The organism is Paenibacillus illinoisensis NBRC 15959, from assembly GCF_004000925.1.
Classification (GTDB): Bacteria; Bacillota; Bacilli; order Paenibacillales; family Paenibacillaceae; genus Paenibacillus; species Paenibacillus illinoisensis.
The window spans coordinates 354,902-370,537 of the sequence record NZ_BIME01000002.1 but is presented as its reverse complement, the minus strand read 5'-3'; the positions used below and the strand labels follow the sequence as shown (position 1 = coordinate 370,537).

Genomic DNA, 15,636 nt, shown 5'->3' with positions numbered 1-15,636 from the left:
TTTAAAATTTACCATACTACTTTATTTCCTTCATGTATTCTTTGAATTCCTGGGCAATTTCTTTGAATTTCGTATGATGCAGGTAATGTGCCCCCTCCATTGGGATCATTTTACCCTGTGCAGATTGTTTGGCTTGCTCCTCATGCAGCGGAATCCACTGCTGATTTTGCTCATTATTTGATTGAACAAAGAGAAGTACTGGCAGATCACGAGGATAGCTGAGATGTTCTCCATTTTTGAAATTGGAACCGAGATGCCGTAGCTCATCCAACATCGTTGGATTGGTCGCGACCTGATTCGAAATCAAGTTCATCTGTTCTTTGGTATGTTCTTCGAAATCAAGGGATGCATAAGGATCGCCACTCACTGCTTTAATTAATCTCATCCAACCTGAATCCTGAAGGAACTGCATCAATCCCAGAGGCAATTGGACATCCATGCCAGGTTGATTGGGAACACTGCTGTCTATGCCGACAAAAGCAATAACTTCATCCGGATACGTGTTCACATAGGATACTCCATAAAGTCCTGTAATTGAATGCCCCATCAGAATGTAACGGTCAATACCAAGCTGCTGCACAGCTTCGTGATATTCACGGATAATATTCTCTGTTGTTCTCTCTTTTTCCGTTTCGTCACTCAACCCATAACCGAAAGGTTCAATGGCTACAACTCTATAATCGGGAGACAATTCATCAATCAATAATTTGAAATCAAGTACAGGCGACGGAGTACCCTGCCCCGGAAGAAGGACGACGGTCTGTTCGCCGTCTCCCTGAATGTATACATTCATCTTTTTCCCATCTACATGGACATACTGGCCATAGGGTTCGATTTTCTTTTTCTCGACTCCGTTACTTATAGCATTAACGACGAATACGACGCCCATGAACAGTACAAGGACCCCAACAATTCCTCCAATGATTTTCAACCATAAGTTTCGTTTCTTACGTCTCTTCATTCCCGTTGTTTGTATTTCCACCGTTTTTACCACGTTCATCTTCTCCTGTCTCTGCTTGTGAAGCGCCGCCTTGGCGACATATTCCAAGTGTAATCAAGCAAGATGTCCGCTTCGTGACGACAGTATGAACGGAGTGTGAACAAGTCCAAAAGAAGGCACTGCACCTGTAAGATGTATAGTGACACTAAGCTCACTGCAATTCCCATGGAGACAATAAGGACCTAAACTAGCGATCAAATCGCTAAATTAACGCAGCTAGTAAATGCGCTCCACCTGCATTGGGCTGTGGTTTATCCCTCGGCACGAAGTGCCCAGCAGATATCTCCCATGTCCCAGGGACAAAACAAAGGGGCTAGCGGAAATTACCGTCTAACCCCTTTGCGCTATCATCATTGTTCTACTTACTCAACAAGGCATCTGCCTTCTTCGCTGCTTCGGCTATAGCTGCCTCTGCCGTAACGGACGAATCAACAACCGCACGAAGAATCTCATCCTTAATCATCTCACCAATTTCAGGATAAACCTTCTGCATCGGACGAGGACCTGCATATTCCAGTTGGTCTACCGCTACTTTGAACAGCGGCTTTTCTTCATAGAGCTTCTTCATTTCATCACTTTCCACCGCGCTGATCCGGCTAGGTAAATATCCCGTAAAGGAGCTTGCATAGATCGTTTGCTCTTTGGAGGTCATCCACTTGATAAACTTCCACGCCGCTTCCTGCTTTTCGGGAGACAGGCCAGAGGTCATCACCAGGTTGGCACCACCCGTTGGCACACCAAACGTATCATTCGCAGGCATAAATGTCGTTCCAAGTTCAAAGCCCTGCTCTTCTGCAACCTTCATATTATTGGTCAAGTCTGCAGTTGAAGCGAACAGCATCGCTGAACGCTGATTGTGGAAATCCGTCTTGGCTTGCGTACCTGCATCATCGGTTGTACCGATGCTCATGATGCCTTCATCCTTCATCTTCAGCCACAACTTCACAGGTTCAATTCCCGTTTCATTATTGAATGCCGCACTTTTCCCATCCTCACTAATCATTGTTCCTCCGCTCTGTCTTACAAAAGCCTCATAGAACCAAATGTCCACAGGCATCGAAATGCCGTAGCGCTGATCCTTAATCGTTAGCTTGCGTGCATAATCTTCAAATTCGGTCCAATTCTTCGGTCCAGCCGGATCAAGTCCTGCCTCCTCCAGCATCGTACGGTTTAAGTACAGGATAGGTGTACTGCGTAAATAAGGCAGAGCATACAGCTTGTCATTCACATAGGAATTTCCCATCAGACCTGGAATGAAATCATCCATATCAAGCTGATCCTTCTCTACAAAAGAAGTCAACTCCTGCGTCATGCCAGATTCGGCAAATACACCAACCGAAGCAATTTCATTTTGCCATACTTCGGGAGCATTACCCGCTGCAAAAGCCGCCTGTGCCTTGGAATGCTGATCTGCATACGATCCCTGATATTCAGCCTGCACAATCACTTCATCCTGGGATTCATTAAACATTTTTACCAGGTTCTCATTGTTCTCGGCAATCTTGTCCCCCCATGAGTACCAATATGTAATCTCTACCGGTTTATTCGCCGTGCCATTCGAACTCCCAGAAGCAGCAGCATTATCGGTTGAACCCGCAGAATTGGAATCACCACAACCAGCTAAGGCAAGTGCAAGCGTTCCTGCTAACAAAAGTGAACCAAACTTTTTCATGGATAAACCCTCCTATGAATGATGGATTGAATTATTTCACACCCGAATAAACAAATGCTTTAATAATTTGCCGTTGTCCAAATAAGAAAACAATCAGAATCGGAACGACCAGAATCATGTTTCCAGCCATCAAAATGTGCCATGCCGCCCCTCCATCCACCTCGCGAAGCTTGGAAATCCCAATTGGAAGTGTTCTGGCTGCATCCGAGGTCGTCATCACCAGCGGCCAAAAATAATCGTTCCAGTGTGCTATGAAACTGAATAATGCAAAGGTTACCAGCGTCGGACGGGCCATCGGCACCATAATCCTAAGGATGATCTTCCATTCAGGTGTCTGGTCAAGCCGTGCAGCTTCAATAAGTTCTTCCTGTACCTGCTTGAATGACTGCCTGAGCATGAAGATCCCAAAGGCGCTGGAAGCGAAGGGCAGTATAAGTGCCAGCAAATTGTTAATGAGCCCCCACTTGCTGAGTAACAAATACACTGGCAGAAAAATGAGCTGACCCGGAATCATTAAAGTGACCATCGTAATTCCAAATAACAGCTTGTCTCCTTTGAAGGAGTATCTGGCAAACGCATAGGCTGCCAATATAATGGTCGTAAATTGAAGAAGAAGGATACTGATGGATACGACAACACTGTTCATTAGATATTTCAAGAAAGGTCCCGATTCCCATGCCGCCTGGAAATTGCTCCACATCACCTTGGAGGGAATCCATTTGGGTGGAAAGATCACGGTCTCCGGATACGACTTCAATGATGTTGAGATCATCCATAGAAAAGGGATAGCAAAAATCGCAACCAGTACGATCGTGGCCGTGACGTTCAGAGTACGCAGAATTGACTTACTTGCCATGATATTTCCCTTCTCCTTTCTATTGGTAGTGAACCTTGCGGCTTAGCAGCTTGAAGTAGACTAATGTAAGCAAACCAACGACAACAAGCAGGATAACTCCCGCAGCCGAAGCGTAACCGATCTTGAAGTAGCGGAATCCGTACTCATAAATGTAAAAGACGAGTGTGTTCGTTGAATTGATCGGACCTCCGTTAGTCATGATGGCTATGGTTTCAAATACCTGGAACGAACTGATCAGATTAATGATAATTAAGAAGAAAAGGGTCGGTGATAGCATCGGCAGCGTAATCTTGTAGAACTTCCGCCACCAATTGGCCTCGTCCAGAGCTGAAGCTTCATACACATCCTTGGGAATACTTTGAAGTCCAGCGATGAAGATAAGCGCGTTATAACCCACGCCCTTCCAGACCGAAACAAGGACAAGTGACAGTAATGAACTGTCTGGGCTGCTGAGCCACTCCAGCTTGGGCAAGCCCACCATGTCCAGTAAACCGTTAAGCAAACCGAACTTGGGATCCATCAACCACATCCACACCAGGGATACAGATACAAGAGAAACAATATGTGGACTGAATAATGCCCCCTGTACTAACCCATACCATGCGCCTTCCCGATTCAGCCATATGGCTAGCAGCAGTGAAATTACAATGGATAAGGATACGGAAAGAAGCGTATAGTTCAAGGAATTGCTCAGGACCTGAAGAAAGGCACGATCCTTAAATAACTCGACAAAGTTGTTGAAGCCTACAAACTCCTTGACCGGATTAATGAAGTCCCAGTTATAAAAGCTCAGGAAGATCATATAGAAGATCGGATAGATGAAAAAGATTGAAAATATGACGATTGAGGGAGCCACCATGACATAGGGACGAAATTTGGACCAAACGGTCATGAATATTTCCCTCCCAGGACAATGAGCTCTCTCTCTTCGGATCTCTCATGCTGACGAGCACGGACTCCGTCCCGATCAAAGTAGTACAGGTCCTGCATGGAGATCGTGATGTTCACCTCGGAAGCTGTCTCCAATGGCTTCAAAAAACTCTTCACAGACACAAATCCAAGCGCGGATTCCAGTTGATAGATGATTTCTGCACCTAGTGTCTCACGTGTCATGATCCGGCCCGGGAAATGAACAAGTCCGGACTGCGGCCGGTTCTCAAGCGTCATCGTTGCTTTCTCCGGTCTAAAACCAACCTGCCCAATGTTGTCATGCAGCTGCCCATTCAAGTATGGCAGGATACGTTCACGATCAATGACATTCATCGGCGGTGTACCGATAAACTGAGCTGTGAACACATTATCGGGATCGTCGTAGATTTTCATCGGACCATCTGCTTGTTGAATCAGTCCTTTGTTCATGATGACGATGCGATCTCCCATCGACATTGCCTCAACCTGATCATGTGTAACAAAGACAAAGGTTGCGCCCAGCCGTTTGTGAAGCTGAATTAACTCCGTTCGCATTTGATGACGAAGCTTGGCATCGAGATTCGACAATGGCTCGTCCATCAGAAAGACCGCAGGACTCTTCACCATGGCCCGAGCCAAGGCAACCCGCTGGCGCTGACCTCCAGACAGAGCTTGCGGCTTCTTGTGCAGATACTCTGCCAGACCGACAACCTCCGTGATTTCCTTAACGAGGCGCTCGCGTTCGGGCCGGGGGACCTTGCGATTTACGAGTCCGAATTCGATGTTCTCCTTGACAGTCATCATCGGATATAATGCATAGTTCTGAAATACCATAGCCACATTGCGCTTGCCTGGTTCTACGCCATTGACACATTGATCTCCGATCCAAATTTCTCCGCCCGTTTCTTTCTCGAGCCCTGCGATCATGCGGAGTGTCGTCGATTTTCCACAGCCAGACGGGCCGACCAATACCGTAAAGGAACCATCCTCAATGGTCAGATCCAGACCCTCAATGACTTTATCCTGCTTGAAGCTTTTTTCAATCTGCTTCAGCACAATTTGTGCCATGAGCTTCCCTCCTCTTTCATTTATTGAGCGGCCGATGTGTATTGAACGGATAAAATAAGGTCGCTTTTTTCTCCTAATGCACCAGCGACAGGACCGAAGCCCGGCATATCACAGCAAAAGCTCTGAATATCAGCGAGGAGACCCGCACCCTGTATCGGATGGTGAGTTATCTCTACCTGGCCCTCATGGACTTCGATCACACGGTATGCCGGCACGTCCAGGCAAGCTGCGGTCTGAACATAGTGCCACTTCCCCTGCTTCACAATGGAGTTGATGTGATTATGTCCGCAAAAATAGAAGCCGCCTTCCGGTCGACTATTGAATATGCTCTTCAGTTCATCCTGTGGACGAATGTACAGCTTATCAAGCGTCGAGCGTGCAGTGGTATCAAATACCGGATGGTGCCCAAAGAGAAGTACTTGCTTATCATGTGAATTGTTAAGCTCTTCTTTGAGCCATGTCAGCTGCTCTTCGTCCAGCTCCCCTCCCCAATCTGCAGGATTCATCTCCTGGGTTGTATCCAGAAAAATCAGCCTGGCATGAGGCGTGTCAACCGCCCGATAGCGATCTTGACCTGTTAATTTGGAGATTTCATGCTTCGGTATCGAATACGTGTCATGATTGCCAAGCACATGAATGAAGTTCTGTTCACTCCTGGAAAGGAAGGAGAAAATCGATCGGAATTCCTGAGCTGTTCCTTCATGCGTCAAATCGCCAATAGAGACATGAAAGTCCGCCTCAACCTCCAAAAAAGCCTGGAGCATATGTTCATAAGCACGAACTCTTGCAGCTTTCATCTCTTCCGTTCCGTGACTCATGCTTGAATAGTGATAATCACCAAGTAACGCTAAACGCATGAATTCCACCTCCATTATTTTTCAGAACTTACTGCTATTTAAGTTCTCTTCATCTGCAACACCATTGAGTGCTTGGATTGGCTATCCTGCTCCATGATGCATTCGTTGAAAGAAGACCATATATAGTCCGGAATAATCCCTGTTTCCTCGATATCCTCTCTTGAGGAGATGCCTGTGAGCACGAGGGCTGTCTTCATTCCTTTCTGTTGACCAAATAAAATATCGGTCTCCAACCGATCGCCTATCATAAGGCATCTGCTGTTGTTCACATTCAAGAGCTGGATTGCCTTCTCTGCATAGTAACGGGAGGGTTTACCAATCACGACGGATGTTTTCTGCTGGCTGGCTGCCTCAATCGAGCTTAGAATCGAGCCGGTATCCGGAATGATATCTCCCTGGACGGGACAGCAGCTATCCGGATTCGTTGCCATGAGAACTGCTCCATGACGAACTGCTTTTGCCGCCAAATGAAGCTTGTCGTAATGGAACTGCCGATCCATTCCGACTAATACATGCGTTGATTGAGTTGGATCTTCCGTCATTGTGATCCCGATCGCTCGAAGTTCACTCCGCAAAGCCTCCTCACCTACAACCAGTACTCTGGCATTAGGCGCATACTCTGCAAAATACATCCCTGACACGTATCCCGCGGTCAGAATTTCGTCAAGCTCGCATGGTACACCCAGACTCAGCAGCCTCTTGTAGCAATCCTCCCTGGTATGTACGGGAGTATTCGTTAAGAACAACAGACGCTTGTCTTGGGATCTCAAGCTGCTAATGAAGCTGTTTACGCCAGGAAGGATCATCTGGCTAACATAAATCGTTCCGTCTAGATCGAAGCAATACGCATCGTAATCATACACATTTTCCATAACCTTACCCTTGCCCACTCATACTGAGCTGGGCAGCTCCAACACATCCATGAAGGATTCGAGCTCGTCTGTACAGACCCACACAGACGGATAATCTTGAAATTTCTTCATGATAGAAGTCTCGTTAATTGTCCAGGCCATCAATTGAATCCCCAGCTCTTGACATCGATGAATATAATGCTCGGTTACAAAAGCGTAGTGCATAGACAAGAACGTCGCCCCCATCTCTACAGACCAGTCAAGAATAGCCTTCGAACAACCAAAGGTAATCAGACCGATGCGTACCTCCCTAGATAATTGTCTGATTCTCTCCAAGGCGTCAAAATCAAATGACGTAATGACGACCTGATCCAGCATGTTGAATTCCTTAATCACTTCAAGTACCTTCTCCTCGAGCTGAGGATAGTAAGTACCCATCTGCTTAAGCTCGATGTTAAGCCCAATGTTCCCCTTCAAAGCTCGAAGCACCTCTTCTAGGGTTGGTATGTGCTCATCTTGTTCTATGTGGAACGATTGCAGCTCCGAAGCTGAATAATCAGCTACCCTACCTGTTCCATTCGTCATGCGGTCAACCGTATGATCATGAATGACAACCGGGATACCATCTTTGCTTAGATGTACATCCAGTTCGAGATGGGTGAACCCAAGTTCCACCGCTTTTAAAAAGGATGACAACGTATTTTCAGGATATTTCTTGGGATAGCCTCGATGAGCAACTGCTTGAATAATCATGCTCCATTACCTCCTGTTGTATTTTTTGGACAACACAAAAAACCCAGCAGCAAATCACCCTCCTTCAACATCAAGGTTGTATTGATTTACTTACCACCGGGTTTTCTCGTCGTCTCCACCCAAGGATAAATGTATGAAATTAAGTCCAGAATTTCTCATGGCCTATCGATACAAAATCTGCCCCACTCTTTAGGGCCTGCTGTATCTCTTCCTCATGTCGAATCAGTCCACCAACGATCAATGGCTGTGTGATGCGCTCATTCAGCTCTTGGATGACTCGAGGCATAAGCCCCGGCATCAGTTCAACCTCATCAGGCTTGTAGCTCTTAATCATCCGCACTGCAGTCTCAATGGCTGCTGAATCAATAGCAAATATACGTTGAATGCTTAATATGCCGGCTTGTCTGGCTGCTGACACCGCATTGCTCTTCGTTGTCACAATCCCATCGACTTTAAACATATCAGCAAGATATTGAATGGCAGAGGCATCTCGTCCAATTCCGGATACCATCTCCGTATGTACATAGGCCTGTTTACCGCTTTGATGCAGTTTCTCTATGATCGAGCCAAGATTCGTAATGTTTCCTGTCATCAGAATAACTCGCTTCACATCGCTTGCTATAGCCTGTGCAATTTGCTCATCTACCGTGATGGAAGCGATGATCGGATAATTCTTCATGATTCAGTCCTCATTCCCTCGTTAGTCATCTTACATGTTAAAGCTAAAATATTTCTTCTGTTTCATGTTCATGTAAACGGGTTGTTAATTTCACGACTCCACATTCACTATTCGGAGACAGCCTAAATGTAAGGTGAATTTGGTTCGAAGCAGCTTGAGTGAATTGACACTTTAATAAAAATAGGTCCGTACCCGACGAAATCGACTACAGACCTATTCTGTCACGCTATTCGTTTGTTCTTAGGCTATGTCCTATGCAGCTACTCCTTCACCGAACCCAGTGTAATACCGTGAATGAAAAAGCGCTGCAGGAACGGATATACAATAAGTACGGGAAGCATGGCAATAAAAATTTTCGCGGCATTCAATGTTTGATTGGACAACTCGTTCATGCGTTTATATTGGTCTTCCGTCATGTTCGACGCGTCGATGACCACAACGAATTGCTGGATTAACGTTTGCAGCGGATAATGATCCTGCCCTGAAGTCAGCACCAATCCATGGAAGAACTCATTCCAATGGTAGACGATGGTGAACAATGTGACAGTAGCCAGTACCGGTACGGCCAGCGGTACATAAATGGTGATTAACATTCGCCAAGGCCCGGCCCCGTCCACGAGCGCAGCCTCGTCCAGTTCCTTGGGCAGATTACGGAAATAGTTCACGATCAGAATGACGTTAAATACCGGCACTCCCCCGCCAAGAACAAGTGCCCAGATGGTATCATATAGACCTATCGCCTTCACCGTCATGTACCATGGAATCAGGCCGCCGTTGAACAGCAGCGTGAACACAAGAATCCACATGAATACATTCCGCATACGGAATTCTCGCGGGCTTCTTGAGAGCGGATAAGCCATCATCGTTGTCACCACAAACGTGATTGTTGCACCAAGCACAACCCGCTGAATGGAAATCCAGAAGGAATTAAAAAAGGAACGGTCGCCGATAATTTGTTGATATGAATTGAAGTTGAAGCCAACGGGCCATAACCATACTTTTCCGGCAGCCGCCGCTGATTTTTCGCTTAAGGACACGGCCAGCGTATACCAGAGGGGCAGTATGCACAGGAATGCAATCAGGAGCAGCACAACCAGAAGCGTGACATCAAACACCCTGGATCGCAGCGTTGTTTCTCTAATCATCTCGCTCGACTCCTTCACCTTATCAGAATATACGGTAATTGGCGAATTTCGAAGCCAGCAGATACGAAACGATAATGAGCACAAAACTGACTATCGACTTCAGCAAACCAACTGCGGTTGCAAGTCCGTACTGCATGTTCAGCAATCCTTCGCGGTATACCCAAGTATCGATAATGTCACCCGTGGAATAGAGCAGCGGGTTGTACAGGTTGAAAATCTGGTCAAAGCCTGCGTTCAGTACGTTCCCAAGGCTTAACACCGCCAAGAGTACAATCGTGGTTCGCAAGCCAGGCAGTGTTACATGCCATATTCTCCGCATCCGGGTTGCTCCGTCAATCGAAGCCGCTTCGTACAAGGATGGACTGATGCCCGTGAGTGCAGCCAAGTAGATGATCGTGTTGAAGCCGAACTCCTTCCATACATCGCTGCCGACGACAATAAATGGGAACAAGTCTGCACGGGCGAAGAACAACACCGGTTCAATCCCCACGATGTTCAGTAATCCGTTGACCGGACCCGTGTACGAAAACACATCGAGCAATATGCCTGACAGGATCACCCAGGACAAAAAATGCGGAAGGTACACGATCGTTTGAACCCAGCGCTTAACCACCATAAGACGCAGTTCATTCAGCATGATCGCAAAGACTAACGGCACAATCAGGTTACCTGCTATTTTCATGACGGCAATGTACACGGTATTGAAGAAAATGGTCTTGGTATCGTTCAGGCTAAACATATATTCGAAGTTCTCCAGCCCGATCCAGGTCGATTTCCAAATGCCCTGGCCCGGGTTAAAGTCCTGAAATGCAATGGCAATCCCGAACATGGGAATGATGCTGATGAACAGCAGCCACACCATTCCGGGCAGCAGCATGATGTAATAATGTTTGATGAAACTTCGGTTTCGCATCCGGTGTTCCTCCTCTGCAATCTCCCATCCCTGATCTTCTCAGGAAGAAGCGCCGGATGACTGACCCCCGGCGCTCTGGACAGCTTCTACTTGACGTACTCCTTCACTTCCTCGGTGATTTTGTCCCCGCCTTGCTTTTTCCAGTCGCTGACGAACGTATCGAACGTATCCAGAGGTGCAGCCCCCATAATGATCTTCAGGAAGGTTTCATCCTCCAGCTTTTTCAGATTCGACCAACGGCTTTCCATCGTGCGGGTTTGGGAATAGAGCAAGCTGTATACCTTGTTGTAATCCTGCTGCAAGGACGATGATCCGACCAAGAGTGAATAGATGCGGCTCCATACACCAAGGTCTGCCTGAGGGTCCCAATACTGGATGTCCATATTGTCATACGGCTCTTTCTTCACCTTTTTGACGTTCTGAATGTCTGCAGCAAGCAGTTTGTAGCCTGGATCGGTGAAGTCTTCCGGTTTTTTCGTGCCAGCAAGTACTTCTTGCAAAGCTTTCGCTGAATATTCGCTCTCATCCATATAGGACATCGGTACACGCAGCGGATAGTGACCTACAGGCACAGAGATATCAAACTTCGATTCATCCCGAATGAGCAGATTCAGCATTTTGATGACCGCTTCGGGATGTTCATATCCTTTGCGCACAACAACGAATACGGTAGAAGGAGCACCCATATGAGCATTAAATTGTCCATCAGCATCCAGCGGCAGCAAGTATGCCTGCCAGTTGGCGTTTGGATCGTTTTTAATCGCATCGGGAAGAGGTCCATATCCCATCCACCATGGTGCGAAGAAGATCCCTGCATTACCGTTGACTACGGGCTCGGACGCGGCTTTGCGAATGCCGAGTTCCTTGTCAATGAGCCCATTCGCATACATGTCGCGCAGTTTGGCGAGCGCTTCCTTCGTTTCTGGCAGAATGGAACCGTAAACCGGGTTACCTGCATCATCTTTTAACCAGTAACCAGGATAAGCCTTGTAAGCCCCGAAGATTGGATCAAGTCCATACGTGTTGTTCGTTGATTCCAGGAAATTCGCATATAATCGGCCGCCGTTCTGCTGTCCTGCAATCCCAATCGTATCGCTCTTGCCGTTGCCGTCCGGATCTTGTTCCACGAATGCTTTCGCTACATTCTCCAGTTCCTCCATCGTTTGGGGCGGTTCAAGTCCCAGCTTGTCGAGCCAGTCCTTGCGTATCCACATTTGGTGAACACCATCGGAGTGTACTTGTATACTAGGGATAGCGTACATTTTCCCGTCAAATGTTACCGCCTCGGCAGACACACCGTTTGTTTTCTCCATATAACTCTTCATGGCTGGTGAAGCATATCGATTAAATGCATCGGTCAGGTCTTCCAGCTGGCCCGCCTTAACCATTGCCCGCAGCTGGGTATCCTTGACCACGAGGGCATCGGGTAAATCGTTACTTGAAATCGCGAGGTTAACTTTCTGCTCATAGTTCGTTCCGGTCGCCGCCTGCCAGGTGACTTTGGTATCAATATTCAGATTGTCCTTCACATAACGCGAATACTGGTTGTTCTCCGGTGTATCCCCGGCAGGCAAACTTTTGTCTGTTGGATCGACCTCTTTGCCGTACCTTAGTGTAATCGTCTGATCGTACTTGCCAAATGGATCTGCCGGCCCTTCTTCAACAACGCCAGGCGTAGTATTACTTTCCGCCGTTTCATTCTCCTTGTTGCCCGCGTCGCTGCAGGCGCTCGTGAATGCGAGCAACAGCGTCATTGCCACCATGACCATTTTTTTGCCCAAATGGATGCTCCCCCTTTAATGGAATGTCCTTCGCGTCCAGCACCAACAATATAACACGGCCGGAAAACGTTTATGGATAGAGAGCCGAACGAAGAACAGGAGGTGAAACGTCTGTTTTTGTTAACGCTTACAACTCATTCATCCTACCTTCTCTCCATTCGTCTACCCTCTTCTTGGTGTATTGCGGTACTCGCTTGGCAGCATGCCTACCTGCTCACGGAAAATCCGGCTGAAGTATTTTTCGTCCGCATAACCCGTATGTTCCGCGATCCAGACAATCGGTTTAGCTGTTTGTGTCAGATAGTCCTTCGCCTTGTCGATCCGAATTTTGCGCAGATATTCGTTAAACGAATAACCTATCATTTCTTTGAAACATTGATTGAAATAACTGCGGCTGAGGTTGACCCGCTTCGATACATCGCTGGCGAATAGTGGATTCTGCAACTCGTCATGTATGATTTTGACGGCGGTCATGATACTGCTGCTGACCTCCTTGCGCAGATACTGCCCACCTGATAAACGTAGCGCTTCTGCACGAAAGTTCGCCATCCATTCCACCACATCGTTCCATGATGCAAAATGAACAGGTATCGTCATTTCCGTGATGACAATGTTTTTAAATGTCCGGTTCCAGTCTTCCGTTACACCGTACAGCAACTGCATCAATCGGGGTACAGGCAATCTCATGGTTTTCAAATCGTGTAGAAGTTCACTCATATAACGCTCTTCATGAACCCAGCGAAACGAATGCAACTTGTCCTTAATGCTCACATCGCTCGCTTCAATGACTGACGACCCAATCCGTTCATGTTCACAGCACGACTCACCGAACGATGGAGTTTCTTTTCCTTGCTCCCCATAAAATAGCGCATCCTTTACGGATTCTGTCGCGGCTTCGTCATTAAACCGTTTTCGCCTGTCGGCCTGGATACGGTCATGAATGCGCCCAAGCACTTCCTCGAACCGTTCTTTCTCAAGCTGTACTTTGGCAATGTAATCGATGGCGCCCAGACGGAGTGCCTCCTGAATGTATTCAAAATCCTGATGAAGGGTCAGAACCGCAATTGGCAGATCCGGGTATAGCTTACGAGCGGTACGGATTAACTCGATCCCTGACATGACCGGCATGGCCAGATCGGTAATCAATAGATCGACGTGGTTTTCAGACAGAAATTCAAGCGCCTTCTCTCCGTTTCCCGCTTCGCCAACGATCCTCATTTCAAATCTGTCCCAAGGCATTGCGAGCATAAGGCCTTTGCGCACGAGTTGATCGTCATCGACGATGAGTACGTCAATCATGATTTTTCCTCTCCTTCACAGTGAATTGGCAGCTCAATGACGATCCAGGTTCCTTGCCCCGGTTCGCTGGATACGTTCATACTGGCTTGGCCTTCATAATAAGACTCCAGCATACGCTTGACATAATTCATGCCAATCCCCATTCCGACCCGATGACGCTCGGCCTGTTCTTGTTCCAGCAGCGCTTTGATCTTTTCTTCGGAGATTCCCCTGCCGTTGTCTCTGATCGAAATTTCAAGCCGGTCGTTGTGCCTGCTTACTTCAACTTCGATTCTTCCTTTGTCATCCAGCCCATGGTACAGCGAATTTTCAACGAGCGGCTGCAAAATAAACCTCGGCACGGGCACGTTAAGCAGCTTGTCATCAATATGAATGCCAACATCGAATTGAAAATTATAGCGAATCTGCTGCAGGATCAGATACTGCTTGAGCGAATCAATCTCCTCCCGTATGGTTGAGCTCTGTCCGCCCATGCGCAAATTATAATACAGCAGCTTGTTCAGCGAAGTAACCAGCCGGTCGATCTCCTCCTGTCCATTCATGACCGCCAGCCAGTGCGCAGTATCGAGCGTATTCATCAGAAAATGCGGATTGATCTGGTAGAGCAGCTTTTCAATTTCCAGGTCTGCCCTGCGCTTCTCCTTTAACTCTACTTCGGAATATAACCTTGCAATGTGGGACTTCATTCGTCCAAATTGTGTCAGCAGCATTTCAAATTCAGGTATGCGCGAGTTCGCGTCGACCACGTTGAAGTTGCTGTTCAGCATCAGCTTCATTTCCCGGTGGAATTGGGATAACGGCCGATATACCATTTTCCACAACAACCAGCCGATGGCCAAGCTGACTGCCGCGAATAACACGGTTAACAGAACCATCTGCATGATCCAGCGGTTTTTCTCCTGATCATAATCTGCCTTGGATACGAGCGACACAACGCTCCATCCCTGGTTGCTGTATTGCTGGTACCAATAATAGCCCGAAGCGATTCCTGACGTTGTAGAAGGTTCGGAGAGCTGGCCGGAAACCGGGAAATTTGCGTTCTCAGGGAAAGCGTCCCTTAACTCACTGTAAGAGATGCGTCCGTGATTATCCAAAATGAGGTGGGCCGTGTTTTTACTGACATCATCCAGATCGAGAATGCTCTGTGTCAGATTAAACCCGGTTTCAATGTATACATAGGCATCCTCCCGTTCGGGCAGATCCACCTTTCGGAGCGCGGAAAGAACATATTGATCGTTGAACCTGTCGTTACTGATATGAGGCCCGAAATACGTGATTCCGTAATAACTCGCCATGATCGGCAATTTCTCCGGATCGAATGAGTCCTTCACCCCCATAGTTTCAAAGAGATAGGTGTCGTCTTCACGAAAATAGTACATCGATAACCCAATATTGGGATTGGTAAACGCAATCAGGTTCAGCTGATTTTTGATCTGGTCGGTCAAATAACTGCGGTCATATGGTTGATCCGCAAGCATGAGCTGCTCCAGCTGTTTACCAATGCTTCCCTCGAAGGCGAGCTGCTGAGACACATGGTTCAGGTTGCTGAGAGTGTTTTCCAAGGAAAGTGTCACCTGTTTCAGGTTACTTTGGATCCCGGATTGCAATTTCGTCGTCAAAATGGAATGGATTGTTCGGTAGGATAGATAGCAGGATAAAAGAAAAGGAATGAGGGCTACTGCCGCAAAAAGGAAAAGAATTCGGTTTTTGAGCGTAATTCGTTCGATACGGGATCTTCGTACATGTTCTGGTTTCATGCATTCATCTCCGCTTCCGGGTTTCGAGAAGGCCAGACATGGCGGAAGTCCCTCGGGTAATATACGAGGGACCTTCTGTCCTGCCAATATTGAAAC

The 15,636-nt window shown here is 47.2% G+C and carries 14 protein-coding genes; all 14 read right to left on the bottom strand.

The window, feature by feature from the left end; all coding sequences use genetic code 11:
• Positions 1-16: 16 nt before the first annotated feature.
• The gene (locus PIL01S_RS07065; RefSeq protein ID WP_127536892.1) at positions 17-1,000 is read right to left on the bottom strand and encodes an alpha/beta hydrolase; all 984 of its coding nucleotides are present in this window, start codon (positions 998-1,000) and stop codon (positions 17-19) included.
• A 358-nt stretch (positions 1,001-1,358) separates the two neighbouring features.
• A complete protein-coding gene (locus PIL01S_RS07060) occupies positions 1,359-2,672 on the bottom strand; it encodes an ABC transporter substrate-binding protein (protein ID WP_127536891.1) in 1,314 nt (437 codons plus the stop codon).
• A 31-nt stretch (positions 2,673-2,703) separates the two neighbouring features.
• Positions 2,704-3,528, bottom strand: a complete 825-nt coding sequence (locus PIL01S_RS07055) for a carbohydrate ABC transporter permease (RefSeq protein WP_127536890.1) — start codon at positions 3,526-3,528, stop codon at positions 2,704-2,706.
• A gap of 19 nt (positions 3,529-3,547) precedes the next feature.
• Positions 3,548-4,420 carry a carbohydrate ABC transporter permease gene (locus PIL01S_RS07050; RefSeq protein WP_127536889.1) on the bottom strand — a complete coding sequence of 291 codons (873 nt, stop codon included), beginning with the start codon at positions 4,418-4,420 and terminating at the stop codon, positions 3,548-3,550.
• Positions 4,417-5,505, bottom strand: coding sequence for an ABC transporter ATP-binding protein (locus PIL01S_RS07045; RefSeq protein ID WP_127536888.1), 1,089 nt, complete (start codon positions 5,503-5,505; stop codon positions 4,417-4,419). The genes PIL01S_RS07050 and PIL01S_RS07045 overlap by 4 nt, the downstream gene beginning before the upstream one ends.
• A gap of 20 nt (positions 5,506-5,525) precedes the next feature.
• Positions 5,526-6,362 carry a metallophosphoesterase family protein gene (locus PIL01S_RS07040; RefSeq protein WP_164764181.1) on the bottom strand — a complete coding sequence of 279 codons (837 nt, stop codon included), beginning with the start codon at positions 6,360-6,362 and terminating at the stop codon, positions 5,526-5,528.
• A 38-nt stretch (positions 6,363-6,400) separates the two neighbouring features.
• Complete coding sequence (locus PIL01S_RS07035) at positions 6,401-7,234, bottom strand: HAD-IIA family hydrolase (protein ID WP_127536886.1); 834 nt, start codon at positions 7,232-7,234, stop codon at positions 6,401-6,403.
• Between the two features lie 18 nt (positions 7,235-7,252).
• Positions 7,253-7,966: a glycerophosphodiester phosphodiesterase gene (locus tag PIL01S_RS07030; RefSeq protein WP_127536885.1), complete on the bottom strand. Its 714-nt coding sequence runs from the start codon at positions 7,964-7,966 to the stop codon at positions 7,253-7,255.
• Positions 7,967-8,105: 139 nt separating this feature from the next.
• Positions 8,106-8,645 (bottom strand): glycerol-3-phosphate responsive antiterminator, encoded by a 540-nt coding sequence (locus PIL01S_RS07025; RefSeq protein ID WP_127536884.1) that lies wholly within the window; start codon positions 8,643-8,645, stop codon positions 8,106-8,108.
• A 260-nt stretch (positions 8,646-8,905) separates the two neighbouring features.
• Positions 8,906-9,790: a carbohydrate ABC transporter permease gene (locus tag PIL01S_RS07020; RefSeq protein WP_095286647.1), complete on the bottom strand. Its 885-nt coding sequence runs from the start codon at positions 9,788-9,790 to the stop codon at positions 8,906-8,908.
• Between the two features lie 22 nt (positions 9,791-9,812).
• Positions 9,813-10,703: an ABC transporter permease gene (locus tag PIL01S_RS07015; protein WP_127536883.1), complete on the bottom strand. Its 891-nt coding sequence runs from the start codon at positions 10,701-10,703 to the stop codon at positions 9,813-9,815.
• Positions 10,704-10,789: 86 nt separating this feature from the next.
• On the bottom strand, positions 10,790-12,472 hold the full coding sequence (locus tag PIL01S_RS07010; protein WP_127537207.1) for an extracellular solute-binding protein: 1,683 nt from the start codon (positions 12,470-12,472) through the stop codon (positions 10,790-10,792).
• A 174-nt stretch (positions 12,473-12,646) separates the two neighbouring features.
• The gene (locus tag PIL01S_RS07005; RefSeq protein WP_127536882.1) at positions 12,647-13,783 is read right to left on the bottom strand and encodes a response regulator transcription factor; all 1,137 of its coding nucleotides are present in this window, start codon (positions 13,781-13,783) and stop codon (positions 12,647-12,649) included.
• Positions 13,780-15,540: a sensor histidine kinase gene (locus tag PIL01S_RS07000; RefSeq protein WP_127536881.1), complete on the bottom strand. Its 1,761-nt coding sequence runs from the start codon at positions 15,538-15,540 to the stop codon at positions 13,780-13,782. Before PIL01S_RS07000 ends, PIL01S_RS07005 begins: the two co-directional genes overlap by 4 nt.
• Positions 15,541-15,636: the final 96 nt, after the last annotated feature.

Excerpts from the sequence above, each read along its gene's own strand:
- PIL01S_RS07065 (WP_127536892.1), bottom strand. The coding sequence starts at position 1,000 with ATGAACGTGGTAAAAACGGTGGAAATACAAACAACGGGAATGAAGAGA.
- PIL01S_RS07060 (WP_127536891.1), bottom strand. The coding sequence starts at position 2,672 with ATGAAAAAGTTTGGTTCACTTTTGTTAGCAGGAACGCTTGCACTTGCC.
- PIL01S_RS07055 (WP_127536890.1), bottom strand. The coding sequence starts at position 3,528 with ATGGCAAGTAAGTCAATTCTGCGTACTCTGAACGTCACGGCCACGATC.
- PIL01S_RS07050 (WP_127536889.1), bottom strand. The coding sequence starts at position 4,420 with ATGACCGTTTGGTCCAAATTTCGTCCCTATGTCATGGTGGCTCCCTCA.
- PIL01S_RS07045 (WP_127536888.1), bottom strand. The coding sequence starts at position 5,505 with ATGGCACAAATTGTGCTGAAGCAGATTGAAAAAAGCTTCAAGCAGGAT.
- PIL01S_RS07040 (WP_164764181.1), bottom strand. The coding sequence starts at position 6,362 with ATGCGTTTAGCGTTACTTGGTGATTATCACTATTCAAGCATGAGTCAC.
- PIL01S_RS07035 (WP_127536886.1), bottom strand. The coding sequence starts at position 7,234 with ATGGAAAATGTGTATGATTACGATGCGTATTGCTTCGATCTAGACGGA.
- PIL01S_RS07030 (WP_127536885.1), bottom strand. The coding sequence starts at position 7,966 with ATGATTATTCAAGCAGTTGCTCATCGAGGCTATCCCAAGAAATATCCT.
- PIL01S_RS07025 (WP_127536884.1), bottom strand. The coding sequence starts at position 8,645 with ATGAAGAATTATCCGATCATCGCTTCCATCACGGTAGATGAGCAAATT.
- PIL01S_RS07020 (WP_095286647.1), bottom strand. The coding sequence starts at position 9,790 with ATGATTAGAGAAACAACGCTGCGATCCAGGGTGTTTGATGTCACGCTT.
- PIL01S_RS07015 (WP_127536883.1), bottom strand. The coding sequence starts at position 10,703 with ATGCGAAACCGAAGTTTCATCAAACATTATTACATCATGCTGCTGCCC.
- PIL01S_RS07010 (WP_127537207.1), bottom strand. The coding sequence starts at position 12,472 with ATGGTCATGGTGGCAATGACGCTGTTGCTCGCATTCACGAGCGCCTGC.
- PIL01S_RS07005 (WP_127536882.1), bottom strand. The coding sequence starts at position 13,783 with ATGATTGACGTACTCATCGTCGATGACGATCAACTCGTGCGCAAAGGC.
- PIL01S_RS07000 (WP_127536881.1), bottom strand. The coding sequence starts at position 15,540 with ATGAAACCAGAACATGTACGAAGATCCCGTATCGAACGAATTACGCTC.